We start from the raw sequence: 20,094 nt of genomic DNA on the forward strand, positions 1-20,094 counted from the left end.
TAACTTCTCATATACTCAATCGCTCAGTCGGAAGCGGGCAGATTTGCTCAATGAGTTCTGTTGACTATTACTCTATTAGCAAGCGAGCTGCCGTAGTACCGTAACGCACGGTGTACGAACCGGCCGACAGGCCTTGGAGGTCTACTTGAACACTACCTGTTGGACCTAACGTAGGTAGTTGTCGCACAGTGCGTCCCAAGTTGTCCAATACCTGTATGACGTCCGCTCCAATGGCGCGGCCCGTCCAATTTACTTGGACGTGCGTGGTCGCAGGGTTTGGCGCTAAGAGAAACGCGGGTCTGCTGTTGGCCGCCGTGCGCGCTAAAGGAAGGCCAGTCAAGCGGGCCGCGAATGCGCCGCTGCTGTTCGCCGGCAAGGTCAGCGGCCCGAAGGTAGCGCCAGCCGCATACAGGCCCCCTACCGTAGCCGCGCCGTCGGGTCCTACTACTACATCTCCTCCATAGTCATCGCCTGGTCCGCCCGCCCGCACCGCTTGCATCCATGTGCCGGCCGGACTCAACGTAGCTACGAAGATGTCCCGCCCGCCGCTGCTCGTCAGGGTAATTGCGCCAAAGCCAGCTGTGCCGTTGAACAGACCCGTGATAATCGCGTTACCGCTGCCGTCAACCGCCAACCCGTCTGGTACGTCTAGTTCCGAGCCTCCGGCGCGCACGGCCTGGGTCCAGATGCCGGTCGGGCTAAGCCGGGCCACAAACACGTCCGCGAGCCCAGCCGGCTGCAATGCAGTGGTGCCAAACTGGGTAGGGGCGCTAAAATCCCCGATGACCGTTGACTGCCCAGCCGTGTTCACGGCTACTTGTCGGCCGTACTCGCTGCCACTTCCTCCCGCCCGCGCAGCTTGCACCCACGCGCCGCTGGCGTTCAATCGGGCCACGAATACGTCTGCCCCGCCGAAGTTAGGCAGCGAGATCGAGCCAAACGCGGCGTTGTTACTGAAAAAATACCCGGCCACGGTCACGGTGCCGGCTGCATCTAGGACCAAGGATGAAGCGGAATCGAACGCCGCGCCACCGCCGCGCACAGCCTGCGTCCAAACGCCCGATGGGCTGAGCCACGCCACATACACGTCGGCAGTTCCGGCGCTGCTTAGCACTGTAGGGCCAAAGGTTGCCGTGCCACTAAACGTGCCAACCACAGCCACGCGCCCGGCGGCGTCCACTGCCAAGCTCTGGGCATAGTCGTCTTCCGGCCCCCCAGCTCGTACCGCCTGCGTCCACTGTCCCGCTACAAGCCGGGCCACGAACGCATCGGCCCGCCCAGCACTAGCAAGGGTAGTTGTGCCGAACGCAGCCGTATTAGCAAAGTACCCGCAGACTATTGGGTTACCGGCCCCATCCACCGTTAGACCAAAAGCGTAATCAGCACCAGTGCCGCCAGCCTGCACCGCCTGCGTCCACTGACCAGCAGCGTTGAGCCGGGCCACAAAAATGTCGGTACCCCCAGTGCTGGTGAGCGTAAAAGACCCTAGGGTTAAGGTGCCACTAAAGTTGCCGGCCACGTAGGTGTTTCCTAAGCCGTCCACCGCAACCTGAGCGTTGGTGCCGTCGGCACCGGCAGCCGCTCCAACCCACTGCCAAGCAGTCTGGGCCCAAGCCGGAGCCGAAGTAGTCAACAAGGATATGGTTAGCAGAACGATTCGTACAAAATGGTACATAGTAAAATGAATTTTGACAGCAGAGCCACAAACAGCCGCAAGGTAACAGCATGGCACTTGTATTTCTCCTGATGAGGCGGCATAGTTTGTAGTGAAGATTTTAACGAGCTTTCTGAATAGCCGCCTAAAGATTTAGAAAGGGGGTATCCTGCCAATGCGCATCATAATAAGAACAGAGGTATAAACACAAAAAAACCGTTCCCCCCATGGAAACGGCCTTTCTGAAATCAAGCGCGGAGAAAAATTCCCACCCAACTCCGGGCTCGATTCTGTCCGATAGCTTAGTGCCGGAACAATAGTTCGCGGTACTTCACCAGCGGCCAGTCCTCATCGGCCACCATCAGCTCCAGCTTATCGGCGGAGCGGCGGATGGGGTCGAAATGTACTTTGACGGTGTCGCAGTAGGCCACGGCCCGCTCGCGCGTATCGTCAATCTTGTTGGCCACCTTGCGGGCCTCAATCATCTCATCTACTTGCGTCTTGATGATGCTGATGTGGCGCGAAATGGCTTTGATAGTATCTACCGTCACCTGCGTGTTCTCGTCGTCGAGGCCAAGCTCGCGCAGGCCGCGGACGTTGTTTACCAGCTTGGTTTGGTAGGCTACCGCCGTTGGGATGATGTGGTTGATGGCTAGATCACCCATCACGCGGCTTTCAATCTGAATCTTCTTCATGTAGTCCTCCAGCAGAATCTCGTGGCGGGCGTGCAGCTCCACGTGCGAGAAAATGAGGTGGCGCTCAAACAGCGAGGCGGCATCTTCGGTCACCATGGCATCCAGCGCCTGGGGCGTAGTGGGCACGTTGGCCAGGCCGCGCCGGGTGGCCTCTTCCTTCCATTCGTTGGAGTAACCGTTGCCCTCGAAGCGGATGTTCTTGGAGCTGATGACGTACTCGCGCAACACCTCCACGATGGCCACTTCCTTCTTCTTGCCTTCCTCGATGAGTTGGTCGACCTTGGTTTTGAAGTCGATGAGCTGCTCGGCAACGATGGCGTTGAGCGTGGTCATGGCCGACGAGCAGTTGGCCGACGAGCCCACGGCGCGCAGCTCGAACTTGTTGCCGGTAAAGGCGAAGGGCGAGGTGCGGTTACGGTCCGTGTTGTCGAGTAGGATGGCCGGAATCTTATCGATGCCGAGCTTGAGGTAGATGTTGTCGCCTTTGTCGAGCGGCACTTTGGCGGTGCGCTCCAATTCATCGAGCACCGAATCCAGCATCGAGCCCACAAATACCGACATGATGGCCGGCGGGGCTTCGTTGGCGCCGAGGCGGTGGTCGTTGGACGCCGAGGCAATGCTGGCGCGCAGCAGATCGCCGTAGCGGTGCACGGCTTTGATCGTGGTGATGAAGAAAGCCAGGAATTGCAGGTTCTCCTTGGGCCGGCGGCCGGGAGCGAGCAGGTTCACGCCCGTATCGGTGCTCATGGCCCAGTTGTTGTGCTTGCCCGAGCCATTGACGCCGGCAAACGGCTTCTCGTGCAGCAGCACTTTGAAGTTGTGCTTGTCGGCCACGCGCTCCATGATGTCCATCAGGAGCTGGTTGTGGTCGACGGCCAGGTTGGCGTCTTCGAAGGTGGGCGCGCACTCGAACTGGTGCGGGGCTACTTCATTGTGGCGGGTGCGCAGCGGGATGCCGAGGCGGTTAGCTTCTTCCTCGAATTCCAGCATGTAGGCATGGACGCGGGCCGGAATGGAGCCGAAATAGTGGTCTTCAAGCTGCTGGCCTTTGGCTGGGGAGTGGCCAAACAGCGTGCGTCCGGTCATCACTAGGTCGGGGCGGGCAGCGTACAGGGCTTTATCAACCAGGAAATACTCCTGCTCGATGCCCAGCGTGGTGTGCACGCGGTTCACGTCCTTATCGAAGTACTGGCAGACATCGACGGCAGCCTTTTCCAGCGCAGCCAGCGACTTGAGCAGTGGGGCTTTGTAGTCGAGCGCCTCGCCGGTGTAGGCCACGAAAATCGTGGGGATGCAGAGGGTTTTGGCCCCGGCGGTTTCGATGATGAAAGCGGGCGAAGTGGGGTCCCAGGCGGTGTAGCCGCGGGCCTCGAAGGTGTTGCGGATGCCGCCGTTCGGGAACGACGACGCATCGGGCTCCTGCTGCACCAGCGCCGAACCCTTGAAATTCTCAATCGGACGACCATCCGAGTTCAGGTCGAAGAAGGAATCGTGCTTCTCGGCTGTGGCGCCGGTTAGGGGCTGGAACCAGTGCGTGTAGTGCGTGGCGCCCTTGGCCATAGCCCAGGTTTTCATGGCCGAGGCTACGGCATCGGCTACGCTGCGCTCCACGGGCGTCCCCTGCTTGATGGCCGACTGGAGCTTCTTGAAATACTCGCCGGGCATGGTAGCCCGCATTGCCTCCAGGTTGAAGACGTTTTTGCCGAAGCTGTCGGAGCGACGCTCGCCGTTGCTGAGTACGGTTAGCGGCTGACGCTGATCAACCAGTTCAAGTGCTTTAAAGCGCAGAATTGCCATGAAGGAGTGAGCGGGGAATTTTGGTTAGTTCGGTTTGATGGTGACAAAGGTTGGCTTGATTTCTTGTTTTTCCAAACACCCCCTCAGAGTTAAGGCTATTATTTTTTCATAGACATGCTTTTCACAAACTACCCCTCTCAAAAAGCAGACACTTTTGTTTTTTTAGCTTACAACTGATAACAAGTACCTATTGCGATACACTCACCACTATTCCTCATGAGTTAGTCAGTACTCACTAGTAATTGGGGTATAGAGCCTGGATGGTACAGCGCCGACTTGTTAGCTCAGCCCGGCGCGACGAACCAAGCCCCAGCGGGGCGGCATATCGGTAGCAAGAATGACCAGAAAGGTGGCTACAGCCCCCATAGGGGCGACACGCGCGCTACTAGGTGCCGCCCCTATAGGGCTCAGGAAAGTTGGTGAGGCACGATGACTACCGATATGCCGCCCCGCTGGGGCTTGGTTCGTCGTCCGGGAGGGGGGCGCTAGAGTCTGTAGCCCTTAGCCTACTCGCTTGTTCTGCTCGTCGCTAGACAAATGCTCGCACCTGTCTCCGCTGACCTTAACCCAAAATTTTAGCCTAGCTCGCGCCAGAGTGGGCAGTGTTGAGGGAGAAAAAAGATATGGCGAGCTAGGAAAAATGTGTTATTTTTTTCAAAAACGTAAGTTTTTAACACACCTTCTCCTTTTTTCTGTGGTATTTTTTTAGGTTTTCACAAAGATTAACACGCATTCACTTGCATAGAATGTCTGGGATTTGAGATTTCGTTATGCCAGACGGTGTTATGTACCTGGGAGTAAGTAGCGGCGGGGGAATGCGGGCAACGGCCGAATGACGACCTGAGAACAAAATCCTGATTCAGACGCTCCCGGCCAATACCTACAGGCTTAACCGCGCTTACCTTTGCAGGCGTGAGAAACCGCTTCGCGTTCCAGCCGCGCTACTTTCTGTTTTGGCTGATTTTCTTTCTGGGAGCCAAGGCTCTTTTCCTGCTCTACCACGCCAGCAAAACGGCAACGCTATCGGCTAGTACCATTGCTGGCATCTTTGGCTACGGTCTGCGGCTGGATGCTTCGGCGGCGGCCTATTTAAGTCTGCTGCCGTTCGTGCTGCTGCTGGTCGGCAGCTTGCTGGGGCGGCGTTTTCCCACCGGCTGGCTTATTCGGCTCTACACGGCCATCGTCTGCGTGTTGCTCGCACTCATGAGTTCGGCCGACTTGGAGCTGTACCGCGCCTGGGGCTTCCGGCTCGATGCTACGCCGCTACAATACCTCAACTCGCCGGGCGAAATGGTGGCTTCGGCGAGCAGCGCCCCGCTCCTGCTCCTGACGGGTGCCTTTCTGGGGCTGGCAGTGCTGGGCTGGCTCCTATATAATAAGGTGGTCGGCAATTTGCCTCCCATACCGGCTGGTTTCGGGCGGCTGCGGGCGGTTTTCGTGAGTTTCTTGTACGCCTTGCTGCTGATAGTGCCCTTGCGCGGCGGCGTACAACAGATTCCAGTCAACCAGAGCGACGTGTATTTCGCGCGGGAGCCGTTTGCCAATCATGCCGCCGTCAATGTGCCCTGGAACGTGGTCAACTCCCTGACCCTGCGCGAAACCGACCCCAGCCGCTACCACTTCCTGCCCGACAGCACCAGCCAGCGCCTCGTGCGCCCGATGTATACCTACACCGACACGCCCGCCGATACCGCTGCTACTCACCTGCTGCGCACGGCGCGGCCCAACGTGCTCTTCATCATCCTGGAAAGCTACACGGCCAAGCTGGTGGGTTCGGTGGGCGGCGAGCAAGGCGTCACGCCCAACCTCGACAGCCTGGCTCGCACCGGCGTGCTGTTCAACAACATCTACGCGGCCGGCGACCGAAGCCAAAAGGGCCTGGTGGCGCTGCTTTCCGGCTACCCCAGCCAGCCAACGTCGGGCGGCATTATTAAGTCGCCGCGCAAAACAGAGCGGCTGGCGCACTTGTGCCAGTCGTTTGAGCAGGCGGGCTACAGTTCCCACTACTACTACGGCGGCGAGTTGGCCTTCGCCAACATGAAGAGCTACCTCACCACGGCCGGCTACGACGCCTTTACGGAGCGCAGCGACTTCCCGACCAGTCAGCAAAACTCGAAGTGGGGCGCCCACGACCACGTGCTCTTCGACCGAATACTCACCGACCTACGCACGCAACGGCAGCCGTTTTTTGCCACGGCTTTCACGCTGAGCAGCCACGAGCCCTTTGAGATTCCGATTCGGCCCAAGTTTCGGGGTTCCAGCGAGACGGCGCTGTTTCGCAATTCCGTCTATTATACCGATTGGGCGCTGGGCCGCTTTCTGCGCGAAGCCCGGCAGCAGCCCTGGTACGCCAACACGCTACTGGTACTCGTAGCCGACCACGGCCACCATCTGCCCGGCAACGACCCGTACGACGTGCCAGCTAAATTTCGGATTCCGCTGCTGCTGGCCGGCGGCGCCCTGCGCCCCGAAGCGCGGGGCCGCACAGTAAGCGGCGTAGGCTCCCAAACCGACGTGGCCGCGACCCTACTAGCCCAGCTTCAACTGCCTGCCACCGCCTACCGCTGGAGCCGCGACCTGCTCCGGCCCGTGCAGCAACCGTCGGCCTTCTACTGCTACAACGACGGGTTTGGCTTCGTGACGCCCGCCGGCTTCCTTACCTTCGACAACGTTTCGCGCGCGGAAACCAGCCGCAGTCCGGGCGTATTCAAAGAGCAGCTGCGACAAGGGCAAGCCTACGAGCAGCTGAGCTTCGCCGATTATTTGGCTAAATAAGCGCCGCCACACCATGCCAGAACTTCTTTTCGTGTACAACGCCAACGCGGGGCTGCTGAACGGCCTGCTCGATACGCTCCACAAAACACTCTCCCCGGCTACGTATGCGTGCTCGTTGTGCGCCCTCACCTACGGCGCCACTGCCATGCGGCCGGAGTGGAAGGCGTTTCTGCAAACCCTACCCATCCAGCCCACCTTCCTGCACCGCGACGAGCTGCGCGCCCAGCACCCGGAACTAGCCTCGCAGCCCCTCCCCGCCGCTTTCATCCGCAACTCCGGCGGCGACTGGCAATCCTTCCTCACGCCCACGGAACTCAATCAAGCCGACCTCCCGAAGCTCATAGAACTGGTGAAGCAGCGCCTGTCGCTACCCCACGTTTCAGGCAGTTAGAGTACGTATTGCCGTCCAACGAGCCGCTAAGGCCAGCCACAAAGCCTATACTGCCCACCACCATAAGCTCACCGCTTACGAGCACGCACTTTACTTATTCAAGCAGACACTTCCGGGGCTGCACACGAGCGGAGCAAATAGCTCGCTTTGCCTGTGCGTGCATGTAGCGCGAAGCTCCCGCTTCGCGCATCGTTGCTGACTCTCGCGCCACTACAACGATTATCGTTCAACGATACGCGAAGCCGGTGCTGCGCGCTACTGGGCTCGGCGAAACTCAATCGGGCAATTTGTTTACCGCCGCTTCTCGGTGACGGTAGTTGTCGATACCTCAATGGCGCAGGTATTGGCAGCGCCTGACAATGGAAGTACTGCTTGAAGGCCGCGAGCGACCCGTTTTTGCCGACTTAACCGACGCGCAGGCCAGCCTCGCCGCCTATTTTGACTGCTACACTCACGAGTGCTTGCACTCCAGCATTGACTTTCAGACACCCAATTCCACTCATCAACAGCTTCTTCAACTTAACCCCCTAAATTGTCCAGCATAATTGGGCCACCCCAGGCAACTGTCCGGCCCACATTGTATTACTTTTAAGCCACACTCACTCTCATAACTCCTCCCTCCCCATGAAAAGATTCGTACTTAGCTTGGCTTTCTCCGCCTGCCTTACCCACACCTACGCCCAAGCCATCAAAAAGCCTACCTCGGCCCAGGCGACCCCTAAAGCGGCTGCTACGGTTGTCTCAACCGCCACGGAAAGCGCCGCCGACAAAGCGGGCAAGGCCGAGCTGGTCGAACGGGTGTTTACCGAGCAGTCTTACCTCTACAGTCAGATTATCGAGAAGTGCTTTACGTTTAAGATGTCGCCGGCCTGCTGGGCCAAGTTCAGCGACCCGGCCAATACGAGTAATCAAAGCGGTTTCGGGGCCATGCGCTACTGGTGCCGTTTCGTGACCGCCTACGCCAAGCGCGAAGGCCTGGGCGACTTGGAGGCCCTTCAGGGGAACAGCAAGGAAGAAGAAAAGGACAACCGCCCCCAGATGGACGAGATAATCAACACCCTCAGCCAGAAATTTTCCCTGACGGTGGAAGCCCCGGCCAATTGCACCGTGAAAGGCTACGAATTGATGATGGGTTATCCGTATGAGGTACTGGACCGCATCGGGGAGCGTTCGCCCTATTGGTCGCCCAAGAGCGGGGAAGCACATTTCACGGTCGTAGCCAGCCCGGCGGTCAAAGACATCAGCGTTAAAATCAGTCCTGACGGCAAGCAGTTCACCATCAGTGGACCCGCCCTGGTAGAAACGGTGAACCAGGGCAGCAACATTCAAAATGGCCTGGAGCGAGCCAATAAAAACCGGTAAGGCCAACTGCCAGGTCAGTGCTTGCTAATGGGTCCGAAAGGTCCTGCTCCTCCGGGTGGGCAAGATTCCTTCATCAGCTACCTTATAGAAGGCAAGAAACGGCCAACTTGCGCTGAGATGCTTCGACCAGCGGATGCCAGGATGAGCAGGACGTTCCGAAGTTATACTCGTCATGGAGTGAAATGCGAAAAGCCGCCTGCGGTAGAGACGCGACCCTTCGTGTCTCGGCGTTGAACGAGGCCCGCACGAGGCCCACACGAGGCCAACCGGCGCGGCCGCCGAGACGCGAAGGGTCGCGTCTCTACCCCCGTTCTCGCAAACCATTTCGTAACGAGTATAACTCAAACCGCTTCTGAGCGAGGCGCTCCGCTTCAACTTGGCCGAATTTGTGGGTTTTGAATGGGAAGCGGCCCTCGTATTTCGCCCGATTAAGTTTTAACCAAACTTTCGGCCGGCCCCGGCACCGCACCATTTGGCGGGGTTCCGGCTACTCGCTTCGCCCGTGCGCGGAACGAATTTCCGCGCTACGTACGGGACGTGCGCCGGGCAGCGCATTCATAGTCTGCGGCATAGTGAGCAAGCCCTGGCTTCGCCGTATCTTTGCCGCCTTGCTTATGGAAACGAGAAAAGTTGCCTTTTATACGCTGGGCTGCAAGCTCAACTTCTCCGAGACTTCCGCCATTGGGCGGCAGTTTGAGGAGCACGGCTTCGTGAAAACCACCTTCGAAGACGCGGCCGACATCTACGTCATCAACACGTGCTCGGTCACGGACCATGCCGACCGCAAGTGCCGCAAGGTGGTGAAGGAGGCGTTGAAGCATAACCCGGAGGCTTTCGTGGCCATCGTGGGTTGTTATGCCCAGCTCAAACCCCAGGAAATAGCCGAAATTCCGGGTGTGCACGCCGTGCTGGGTGCCGCCGAGAAATTCCAGCTAGTAGAAACGCTGGCGGGCTTCCAGAAGCCGGAAGCCGGACAGCCGGGCCAGGTCTTTGCCTCGCCGATTTCCGAAGCCACCGAGTTTCACACCGCCCACTCCTACGGCGACCGGACCCGCACTTTCCTCAAGGTGCAGGACGGCTGCGACTATTCCTGCTCGTTCTGCACCATTCCGCTGGCCCGCGGCAACAGCCGCTCCGATTCCGTGCAAAGCGTGGTGGAGCGGGTGCAGCAGCTGGCCGAAACTGGCGTCCAGGAAATCGTACTCACGGGCGTCAACCTCGGCGACTTCGGGCTGCAAGGTCCCGAGCGGGAGCGCAAAGAAACGTTCTACGACCTAGTACGCGCCCTCGACGAAGTAGAAGGCATCGAACGGTTCCGCATCAGCAGCTGCGAGCCCAACTTGCTTTCCGACGAGATTATCCGCTTCGTGGCGCAGTCGAAGCGGTTTATGCCGCACTTCCACATGCCGCTACAATCGGGTTCCAACAAGATTCTGGGCCTCATGCGCCGCCGCTACCGCCGTGAGCTATACCAGGAGCGGGTGGCGCTTATCAAGGAGGTGATGCCGCACGCCTGCATCGGCGTCGATGTGATTGTGGGTTTCCCCGGCGAGACGGAGGAGGAATTTCTCACCACCTACCAGTTCCTCAACGAGCTGGACGTGAGCTACCTGCACGTGTTCCCGTACTCGGAGCGCGAAAACACGCTGGCGCCCACGCTGCCCAGCCGGGTGCAGGACCGTCACCGCCACGACCGGACCACCCAGCTCCGCGGCCTCTCCGAAAAGAAGAAGCGCTTTTTCTACGAGCAGCACGTGGGCCAGGAAACCGCCGTGTTATTCGAGGATGACGTGACAAACGGGCAAATGGAAGGCTTCACGCCCAACTACATCCGCGTCACGGCCAAGTACGACCCGCTGCTGGTAGGCGAATTGAAGCGCCTGCGCCTGGTAGCGGTGAACCCGCAGAACCTGATGGAAGCCGAAGAGCTAGGCATTGCAGTGTTGCAGCATTATGAATTGAGAGCTTAGAATTCAGAGCTTAGCTTGATCATATAAGCTAAGGCAACTTGTTTTCGAGGCTGTACATGCTCTTATGCAGCTGCCTTAATGTAGCCCCGCTAGCCCCGTTGCGACCTATATAGCCAAGCCCCGGAGGGGCGGCATGTCGGTAGAAAGAACTGTACAGTTGATTAAAAGCCCCATCGGGGCGACACAAACCGTCTAACGATTAGTGTCGCCCCGATGGGGCTTTACCTTTTTCCTGGCTGCGGTGATGCTACCGATATGCCGCCCCTCCGGGGCTTGGTTGTTTGGAAAAGCTAAGAAGCCGTTTGCGTTAGCTAAGTGGGTTTCATTGCACGTCAAGCAGGACGGTTTTTAGCTACGTCAGCCCGCTCTACGTCGTGGGGCGACGGACTGAAGTCCGTGCCACAAGCACGTGTCTGGTCGTTGTGTTGTGGCACGGACTTCAGTCCGTCGCCCCACTACCATCCGTCTACCTGTCTCTAGAGCCGTTTTGACGGTAGTATCCGGCGTGTCCACCGAGGCGGCGTATTCCGCCTCGGTGGACACGCCGCCCGAAACGGCTCTTGATTGAGCAAGCAGGATTTCTTTAATAAGTCGAACAGCTTCTAAGTGCTACAGCTTCCGCTGCATCAGGTCCAGCATTTGTTGCATGAGGCGCTGCTGTTCCTGCAAGTGCTGGTTGCGCAGCTCGGCCATGGCCAATTGGTGCGCCATCTGCTGCGTGTACAGCGCCGTTTGCCAGCTGGTATCCGGCGTGACAGATACGGGAGCAGGAGGCGCAGCCGGAGCTTCAACGGGCACCGCAACTGACGCAAATTGATTAACGGGCGCGGTAGCTGCTGGTCCCGTAGTTGTAGGTGAGGTAGCTACTGGAGCAGGTTCTGAGGCTGAGGCTAGATTTTCTGCCGGGGCAGTATGAGTTTCGTTGCGAAGTCGAGCGGCTGGTTGCAGACTGATGTTCGGAGTTTCTTCCGTGACAATTGGCTGCTTAGCGACTTGGGGTGCTTCGGGGACATTGGATTCATTCATCAGCATAGAGCCTTTGCCCTGCATCAACCACTCCTTTGACACATTTGGGTAAACTTCAAAAACTTTACATAAAAGGTCAAAACCGGGCTTATTACGCTCATCAACTAAATGTTGTATTACAGTAGCCGTCTTATCTAAAGATGCAGCAAAGGCATTTTTAGAAATACCCAAATGAGAAATCAACTGCATGAATCTCTGCCCTACTGTCTGTGCGTTTGTCATGTACTCAAATGTTTTAAGCCCTGAAATTAAGACGCCAAATGTACACCGTAAAATATCAATATCAACAAATGAGCAAACACAGCACTTGCTGCTGCTTTCCTGTTACCACCACTGAAAGAATCAAATTGCTAGAAGACTTTTCAACTCAGAGAATACTACGCTTGTCTCAGTAGTTGTCTGGCTTATTTAGCCAATGGCGCGGGCAGTCGATGAGACGCGTATCATCTTCTCGTTGCCGCTACGGTTGGTAAGACCTGCTGCAACCTTGTTCAACTACCAGATGCCAACACGCGTCTTGGCGCCGGCGCTATTGGTTGCGGGTACTAACCGTAGACTTTCGTAATGAAGTACACCGATGAACAGCCCTTCCCCTACCCCGCTAACTTCAGAAAATCAGCTTGTAGCCGATACTGCGCACATTTAGAATTTGCACCTGCGGGTCGGCGCGCAGGTAGCGGCGCAAGCGGGTGACGAATACATCCAGGCTGCGGCCGTTGAAGAAATGATCCTGGCCCCACAGATCCAGCAGCACGGTGGAGCGCTCCAGGACTTGGTTGCGGTGGTCGTAGAGGCGTTTGAGTAATTCCGCCTCGCGGTTGGTGAGCTGAATTTCGGTTTCGTCGAGGCGGAGTTTCTGCTGGGTGTAGGCGAATACGTAGCGACCTATTCTGAGTGGTTCCTGCGGATTCGACTTGGCGGGCACGATGGCGCGATTGAGCTGCGCTTGGATGCGCACCACCAGCTCGTCCATGCTGAAGGGCTTTTTGAGGTAGTCGTTGCCACCTAGCTCGAAGCCACGCACCACATCGGCGGGCTGGGAGCGGGCCGTGAGGAAGATGAGCGGAACGGTCTGATTTTCGCGCCGCAGCTGCTCGCCGAAGGAGAACCCATCGAGCCGGGGCAGCATGATGTCGGCCACTACGACATCGGGCGTTTGCTGCCGGAATAGGTGCAGGCCCTGTTCGCCATCGGCGGCGTGCCGCACCGTGAAGCCGCGCGTTTCCAGGCTGTCTTTGATGATTAAAGCCAGGGACGCTTCATCTTCGATGAGCAGAACAGTGGGCATGTGTAGCAGTTCAGTATTCAGTAGTTGGTATTTAGTAGTGAGTACAAGACCAATATCCAAGGACCATAGGCGCCTTGGTAATCTAACTACTCAATACGCACGTCTCACTACTATTCACGGAAGCCAGAAGGAAAAGGCGCTGCCGCTGCCTGGTTCGCTTTGTACTTGCAGCTGGCCGCCGTGGCGCTCTATTACTTGGCGGACGTAATAAAGACCTAACCCGAAGCCTTTGATGGGATGCAGGTTGCCGGTTGGCACCCGGAAGAAACGGTCGAATACGGCGGGCAGGTAGCCTTTCGGAATTCCGATACCGTCGTCGGTTACGGTTAGGCGCCAGCCTACGGTTTCGGGCTGGCCCTGGATGGTGATGGTTACCTGGTCGCGGGAGTATTTGATGGCGTTGTCGATCAGGTTGCTGATGACGTTGCGCAGGTGCAGCCGGTCGCAGTGAATGGCGGCGGGGGCTACGTCGACGGCAAAACGCACGGCTTTGGCGGTGGTGAGTTGGTGTTGCTGCACGAGTTCGGCAATGAGTTCGGCGGGTTGCACGGTTTCGGGTTGGAGGCGCAGGGGCTGGCGCTCAGCCACGGCCATGTGCAACACGTGGTCGACCAGTCCCGAGAGGCGTTGGAGCTCGTGCTGCGAAATAGCGAGGTAGGTTTGCGTTTTCTCCGGGTTCTGCAAGGCCCCGAAGTGCTGCAAGGCTTCCACCGCCGCCGCCACCGTGGCCAGGGGCGTCTTCAGCTCGTGGGTCATGTTGTTGACGAAGTCTTCCCGGATTTCGGAGAGTTTCTTTTGCCGCAAAATCGTGGACAGCATCAACCCGAAGCAGGCCGACGTCAGAACCAGCAAGCCTAGGGAGCCGGCCAGCAACCCGCCCATTTGGCGCAGCGCGTAGGGCAAGGGCGGCCGGAATGAGGCCCGAACCGCCACCTTGGGTAAGGCCGGCAGGGCCACCGGCGGCGTGTGTACGGAATAACCCGCTGGCAGTACCGACGGCTGGCGCTGGCCGGCGGCCGTGGCGACGGTATCGAAGAGGAAGGCGGCCTCGACGCCGCGCTGCCGCAGCTCGGCTTGGTAGGCCGTGGCCAGGTGCGCTAGGTTGAGCGTAGGCGGCGCACTCGCGTTGCGCAGAAGAAAGTCGGCCCAGGCCTGCGCTACACTGTCTTCCTGGCGGCGGGCGGCGCGGCTGTTGGCGGGGTAGCGGCTTCCTGCGCGCAGCAGCTGCCGTAGCTCGGTGCGGCCTTCTTCATCAAACTGCTGCATGGGCAGAGCCACGTGCCCGTAGGCCTGTCCGGGCTTGGTGGGTTGGAGCAGGGCTTGCAGCTGGGCGGTTTGCTGTTGCTGCAACACGGCCAGCAGCGCCTCGTGGGCGGTGCGGGCGAACTGGGTTTCGGTGAGCTGGTAGGTGGTGTAGAGCCAGTACGCCTGGAAGCCGTTGATGCCTAGCATGCACAGGCTCATCAGCCAGAAGATGATACGAAGGCGGCTTTTCATGGGGTGCGAGGGCTACTAAGCGGTAGTCCGTCGAAGGTACGGGGGCTTGCCGCGGTCAACCAAGCCGTTAACAATCATTAACACAAAATAACAATCGTTTACACCCCGATGGTGGTCCTTTGCCGACGTGGCAGCGCCCCAAAGTAGCGGCGCTGGCATGGTATCGTTTCCGCCATTTTCTATGCGTTCTTTTCACCGTTTTAATGATGTAGTGGGCTGGGTGGTGTTTGCCCTCGTCGCCGGGGTGTATCTGCTCACGCTGGAACCCACGGCCTCGTTCTGGGACTGTGGCGAGTTCATTGCCTGTGCCTACAAGCTGCTCGTGCCGCACCCGCCCGGCGCTCCGCTGTTCCTGCTGCTCGGCCGGCTGTTCTCGCTGCTCAGCTTCGGCGACGCGAGCAAAGTGGCCCCGCTCATCAATGCACTGTCGGCGCTGAGCAGTGCTTTCGCGGTCCTGTTTCTGTTTTGGAGCATCACCCTGCTCGCCCGCAAGCTGGTGCTGCGCGACGCTGGCGGCTCCGCCCAACCCGACCTTCCTACCCGTGGGCAAACGCTGCTCATCCTGGGTGCCGGAGTGGTGGGCGCCCTGGCGTTTGCTTTCTCCGATTCGTTCTGGTTTAATGCCGAAGAAGCCGAAGTGTACGCTCTCTCGGCCCTGTGCACGGCCACCGTGGTGTGGCTGATGCTAAAGTGGGAAAACCGCGCCGACGAGGCCGACAGCGACAAATGGCTGGTGCTGCTGGCCTACGTCATCGGGCTGAGCATTGGGGTGCATCTGCTGAATCTGGTGGCTATTCCGGCGCTGGGCCTGCTGTACTATTTCCGGCGACAGGCCACGCCTACGCGCTGGGGCGTGGTAGTGGCGTTGCTGGTGAGCAGCGGGCTGGTAGGCACTATTCTGGTGGGCGTTATTCCGGGGTTGCCTTCGCTGGCGGGCCACTTCGAGGTATTGCTGGTCAATACGTTCGGGCTGCCCTTCAACTCCGGGGTCGTCTTTTTTGTGGGACTGGTGCTGGGCTTGCTGTACGCCGGGTTTCGGCAGTCGTACCGGCGGGGCTCGCGGCTGCTCAACACGGGCCTGCTTTGCTTCACGTTCATTCTGATTGGCTACTCGTCTTACCTCATCGTGCCGATTCGCAGCTCGTACCGGCCCACCATCAACCAGAATGCGCCTAGTGAGGTGCTGAGTTTCGTGCGCTACCTCAAACGCGAGCAGTACGGCTCCCGGCCCTTGCTTTACGGGCCGCACGTGTTTGCGCGGCCTACCGCACAAGTAGACGCGGGCCCGCGCTACGTGCGCCAGGGCAAGCAGTACGTGGTGGCCGAGCGGCTGCAGGAACTCGTGTATGAGGAGGAAGACAAGATGCTCCTGCCCCGCATTTACGCCGACGGCACCGCCGCCCAGCGGGTGCCCGCCTATCAGCAGTGGGTGGATATCCAGGAGGGCGTGAAACCCACGATGGGGCAGAATCTCACGTTTCTGCTGCGCTACCAGATCGGGCACATGTTCTGGCGCTACTTCCTGTGGAACTACGTAGGCCGGCAGAGCGACGTGCAGCAGGCGGGCGTGCTTTGGCCCTGGAACACCGATACCGTCGGCGTGCCCGAGCGTTTCACCGACAGCAAAGCCCGCAACAACTTCCTGGCCCTGCCCCTACTACTCGGCTTACTGGGCCTGGTCTACCAAACCCGCCGCGACCCGAAGAACGCGCTGGTAGTGGCCCTGCTGTTTCTGTTCACGGGTGTGGCCATTGTAGTGTACCTCAATCAGCCGCCCATAGAGCCGCGCGAGCGGGACTACACCTTCACCGGGGCCACCTACGCCTTCGCCATCTGGATAGGCCTGGGCGTGCTGGCCCTGGCGGAAGTGCTGCGGAAAGTACTGCGGGCGGATGTCGGGCGGGCCGGCCTGGCTACGCTGCTGGGCTTGGTGGTGCCGGGCATACTGGTAGCCCAGGGCTGGGACGACCACGACCGGTCGGGGCGCTCCACGTCCATTGATTTCGCCAAAAACCTGCTCAACTCCTGCGCGCCCAACGCCATTCTGTTCACAAACGGCGACAACGACACGTTTCCGCTCTGGTACGCGCAGGAAGTGGAAGGCGTACGTACCGACGTGCGGGTGGCCGTGCTCAGCTACCTGAATACCGACTGGTACGTGCGGCAGATGAAAGACCGTTCCTACAAGTCGCAGCCGCTGCCTATCACCCTAACTGATGACCGCTACATCCAGGGCACCAACGATTACCTGCCCTACGTAGAGAACCCCGGCGTGTCGGAAGTCAACCTCAACGACTTCATCAAGTTAGTGAACCAGGACAGCGACTTGCTGAAGGTCAGCTACGGCGACGGAACGGGCACGCTGCTTTCCTTCCCGTCGCCAAAGTTTTACCTGCCCGTGGATACGGCGGCGGTGAAGCGGCTGGGCATTATTCCGGCGGAGCGGCAGCACCACCTCGTTTCCAAGATGGAATTCAACGTGGGCAAGGGAGCCATTGAGAAGAAGGCCCTGGTGCTGCTTGATATTCTGGCCAACAACCAGTGGAAGCGCCCGATCTACATTGCTACCAGCGTGGCGCTGCCGGAAGATCATCTGGGCCTGGAGCCTTATTTCCAGCTTGAAGGCTTGGCCTGGCGGGTGCTGCCGCTCAAGGACCCGGACTATGACCCGCGCGGGGAAACCGGCTACGTGGCCAAAAACACCCACTACCAAAAGATGATGGAGCAGTTTCACTACCGGGGCCTGGACAACGGCACCCTCTTCCACGACGAAACCAGCCTGATGTTCCCGGCCAACTACCGCCAGAAGTTTGCCCGGCTGGCGTCGGCCTACCTCGCCGCTGGCGACTCCGTCAAGGCCAAGGAAATAGCCGACAAATGCCTGGCCGTGGTGCCCGATAAAGCCATTCCCTACGACTTGTACACGGCCCAGCTGGTGCCAGCGCTGGTAGCCGGCGGGGAGCAACAGCGCGCCACGCAGCTCCTGGACACTTTGCTGGACCGGACCCAGCGCGCCCTACTCTACTACGGCAAGACCCCCAACACCTTGTTCGACCGAGAACTGAGCCAGCAACTCGGCACGGCCCAGCAGCTTTACCTGGCGGCGCAGCAAGTCGGGGATACGCGGCGCGCCATGCGGGCCTATGAGCTGCTGCGGCCTTATCTGGGGCAGTGAAGCGGCATTTCTATTGGCGCAGTTCTCGGGCCGGCGGGCGGCTCGCTCTGTAGCCTGGGCTTCAGCCTGGGGATATTATACCCGTTTCCCCCGGGCTGAAGCCTGGGGCTACGCAGCGCTGCACTGTGCGCTGAGTTGGTTGGTATCCTCGGGCTGCGTGTGTGCAGCGGTATATGGTGGCGGGCAATATCATCCGTCTTGGTGTGGAGCTATCTACGCTACTTGCCAACTATGTCCGGGCTACTTACCGCCCCGCAACTACTGCACACCACTTCGCAAAAGAAACTAACGACTCTGCAAAGGCATCTTCGCCCAGAACAAATCCTACTTGCAGTTCTGCAAAGGCATCTCACGATCATGCAAAGCCAACTCACGGTCTCGCAAAGGCATCTCACGGTCTTTCAGAAGCCGTAACAACAATTCAAAATCCTAGTACCACCTTTCAAAATCCTACTCACCGCTTCGAAAAGGCATCTAACTGTTCTTCAGAAGCTGCTAACGGTACTTAAAAGAGCCTATACAGCACCTCGAAGGCCCCATGCGCTTCAAAAACTGCCTTTTCAAGCAGCTCAATGAGTATAGTACAATTCTCACGCAAGCATTCTACGCCTTGAACAACGACTAACCTGCTAGTATGCTGATGGTGGTTTACGATTAAGATACCGCCTGCCTGACCTTACCACTCTAGCATCGGCACACGAGATGCTCCGCGTTGCATAACGTTCTTTCTAGTGCTCCATTCACTGGCGCTACCGCGTAGCGTAGGAATACGCCTGCGGCTTGTGCACGAGTGTAGCGCGAAGCTCCGGCTTCGCGCATCGTTGCACGAGGCCGTTGTTACGGCGCAGCCATCAGCAACGATGCGCGAAGCCGGAGCTTCGCGCTACTGCCCAGCCGCGTAGGAACTCGCCTCTGGCTCGTCACGGAACGGATTTCCGCGCTACAATGTCGTCTGGCTCACCCTCTCCCTTAGGAGAGGGCCGGGGGTGAGGCTACTCGTAGCGCAGGCTCTCGATGGGGTCCAGAGCGGCGGCTTTGCTGGCGGGGTAGTACCCGGAAGCCAGGCCCACGGTGATGCAGATGATGAGGCCCATCGACATCCAGAGCCAAGGCACGATGAAGGCGCCTTGCTCCATAAAGAGCGTGAGCAGGTTGCCGCCGCCGACGCCCAGCAGAATGCCGAGCAGCCCGCCGAGCACGCAAATCACGATGGCCTCGATGAGAAACTGCTGCCGGATCTGGAGCGAGGTAGCCCCCAGCGCCTTCCGAATCCCGATTTCGCGGGTGCGCTCCGTCACGGACACCATCATGATGTTCATGAGCGCGATGCTGGCGCCGAGCAGCGTGATGAAACCTACCAGAAACCCACCCATTTTCAGGCCGCCCGACAACTCATCGAGCTTGGCGGCCATGGAGTCGGAGCGCTCCACTTCGAAGCTGTCTTCCTGGCCCAACGGGTCGTGGCGCACAGCGCGCATGACGCCGGTGGCTTGGCCGGTGAGGTAGTTGAGCTCGTTGGGGTTGGTGGTAGCCGTTTTCACGTCGAAGGTGAGGGCGCGCTGCCGGGGCAGTTGGTTGCCGGTTTCCAGCGGGATGAGCACGAGGCGGTCGGCGCCGCCGCCCTGGCCGGTGCTGCCGCTTTTTTCCAGCACGCCCACGATCAGAAAGCGCCGGCCCAGCAGGTACACGTACTGGCCCACGGCACTTTCCGAGGGGTAAAGCTTGTCCTTGACTTCGGCGCCGATGACGGCCACGTTGGTACCGTTATCCAGCTCCAGGGGCGAAAAGACGCGGCCCGTGCCGAGGTTGTAGCTCTGAATCTGGAGGTAGTTTTCGTCGCCGGCCACCACCTGAATGTTGGGGTTGGTTTTCTGGCCGTTGCCCTTCACTTCGGTGGCGCCCGAGATAAACGCCGAGATGCCGACCTGGGCTTCGTCGCCGAGGGCTTCCTTGTATTTCTTGGCCTGCAACAGACTAATGGGCGGGTACACGCGACCCTGCACCCCGCCGCGCCGGAATCGGTTGGTGTAGCCTTTGGCCTTCATCTCGAAGGAATTGGCCCCGAGGCTGGCGAAGGTCTGGTTGAGCGAGTACTTCATGGCGTCGATGGCCGTGAGAATACCAACCAGGGCCATGATGCCGATGCTGACGATGAGCGCCGTGAGAATGGTGCGCAGCAGGTTGCTCTGAATGGAACGGAAAGCTTCCTTGATGTTTTCTACCAAGTGCATAACGGTGGGGCGAGGGAGCGTAGTCGGGGCAGGTTACGGCCGGTAGTGCAAGGTAGCGCGTTTGGGGCAGAATCCGGGCGCGTTTTAAGTGGTGGGCTGCAAGGCAAACAGGTGCCGTTCCTGACTGTCAGACATCGTTTCACGCAGTGTTGGGGGGGGGGGGGGGGGGGGGGTGTGGAAGGGAAAAAGCAAGACAAGAAGTCCAAAACTCCCCACCCCAACAAAAAAAAAAA

General features: G+C 59.1%; 11 protein-coding genes. 5 read left to right on the top strand and 6 right to left on the bottom strand.

The genetic code is table 11. The annotated features are described in order from the left end of the window. Positions 1-67: 67 nt before the first annotated feature. Both ACYSMN_RS07475 and ACYSMN_RS07480 read right to left on the bottom strand, forming a co-directional pair. On the bottom strand, positions 68-1,636 hold the full coding sequence (locus ACYSMN_RS07475; protein ID WP_488923233.1) for a T9SS type A sorting domain-containing protein: 1,569 nt from the start codon (positions 1,634-1,636) through the stop codon (positions 68-70). Between the two features lie 320 nt (positions 1,637-1,956). Further along, positions 1,957-4,146, bottom strand: a complete 2,190-nt coding sequence (locus ACYSMN_RS07480; RefSeq protein WP_488923234.1) for a glutamine synthetase III family protein — start codon at positions 4,144-4,146, stop codon at positions 1,957-1,959. Positions 4,147-5,058: 912 nt separating this feature from the next. Between ACYSMN_RS07480 and ACYSMN_RS07485 the strand changes: the two genes are divergently transcribed. The 4 genes from ACYSMN_RS07485 to mtaB all read left to right on the top strand — a co-directional run bounded on the left by ACYSMN_RS07485 (position 5,059) and on the right by mtaB (position 10,644). Then, entirely contained in the window at positions 5,059-6,921 is a 1,863-nt protein-coding gene (locus ACYSMN_RS07485; protein WP_488923235.1) for an LTA synthase family protein, read from the top strand. Positions 6,922-6,934: 13 nt separating this feature from the next. Further along, complete coding sequence (locus ACYSMN_RS07490; protein WP_488923236.1) at positions 6,935-7,312, top strand: hypothetical protein; 378 nt, start codon at positions 6,935-6,937, stop codon at positions 7,310-7,312. Positions 7,313-7,936: 624 nt separating this feature from the next. Next, positions 7,937-8,674: a hypothetical protein gene (locus tag ACYSMN_RS07495; protein ID WP_488923237.1), complete on the top strand. Its 738-nt coding sequence runs from the start codon at positions 7,937-7,939 to the stop codon at positions 8,672-8,674. A 614-nt stretch (positions 8,675-9,288) separates the two neighbouring features. Next, positions 9,289-10,644 (top strand): tRNA (N(6)-L-threonylcarbamoyladenosine(37)-C(2))-methylthiotransferase MtaB, encoded by a 1,356-nt coding sequence (gene mtaB, locus ACYSMN_RS07500; protein WP_488923238.1) that lies wholly within the window; start codon positions 9,289-9,291, stop codon positions 10,642-10,644. A 609-nt stretch (positions 10,645-11,253) separates the two neighbouring features. Here mtaB and ACYSMN_RS07505 read toward each other — a convergent pair. The 3 genes from ACYSMN_RS07505 to ACYSMN_RS07515 form a co-directional block, all read right to left on the bottom strand. Continuing rightward, a complete protein-coding gene (locus ACYSMN_RS07505) occupies positions 11,254-11,892 on the bottom strand; it encodes a hypothetical protein (protein ID WP_488923239.1) in 639 nt (212 codons plus the stop codon). Positions 11,893-12,277: 385 nt separating this feature from the next. Continuing rightward, positions 12,278-12,958 (bottom strand): response regulator transcription factor, encoded by a 681-nt coding sequence (locus ACYSMN_RS07510; protein WP_488923240.1) that lies wholly within the window; start codon positions 12,956-12,958, stop codon positions 12,278-12,280. 114 nt (positions 12,959-13,072) lie between these two features. Further along, a complete protein-coding gene (locus ACYSMN_RS07515; protein ID WP_488923241.1) occupies positions 13,073-14,455 on the bottom strand; it encodes a sensor histidine kinase in 1,383 nt (460 codons plus the stop codon). A 181-nt stretch (positions 14,456-14,636) separates the two neighbouring features. Here ACYSMN_RS07515 and ACYSMN_RS07520 point away from each other — a divergent pair, with 181 nt between their 5' ends. After that, the gene (locus ACYSMN_RS07520) at positions 14,637-17,630 is read left to right on the top strand and encodes a glycosyltransferase family 117 protein (RefSeq protein ID WP_488923242.1); all 2,994 of its coding nucleotides are present in this window, start codon (positions 14,637-14,639) and stop codon (positions 17,628-17,630) included. Positions 17,631-18,622: 992 nt separating this feature from the next. On the opposite strand, the gene ACYSMN_RS07525 is transcribed toward ACYSMN_RS07520, so the two are convergent. Next, on the bottom strand, positions 18,623-19,861 hold the full coding sequence (locus ACYSMN_RS07525) for an ABC transporter permease (RefSeq protein ID WP_488923243.1): 1,239 nt from the start codon (positions 19,859-19,861) through the stop codon (positions 18,623-18,625). Positions 19,862-20,094: the final 233 nt, after the last annotated feature.

The sequence above is a fragment of the Hymenobacter sp. M1-2 genome (assembly GCF_057808495.1).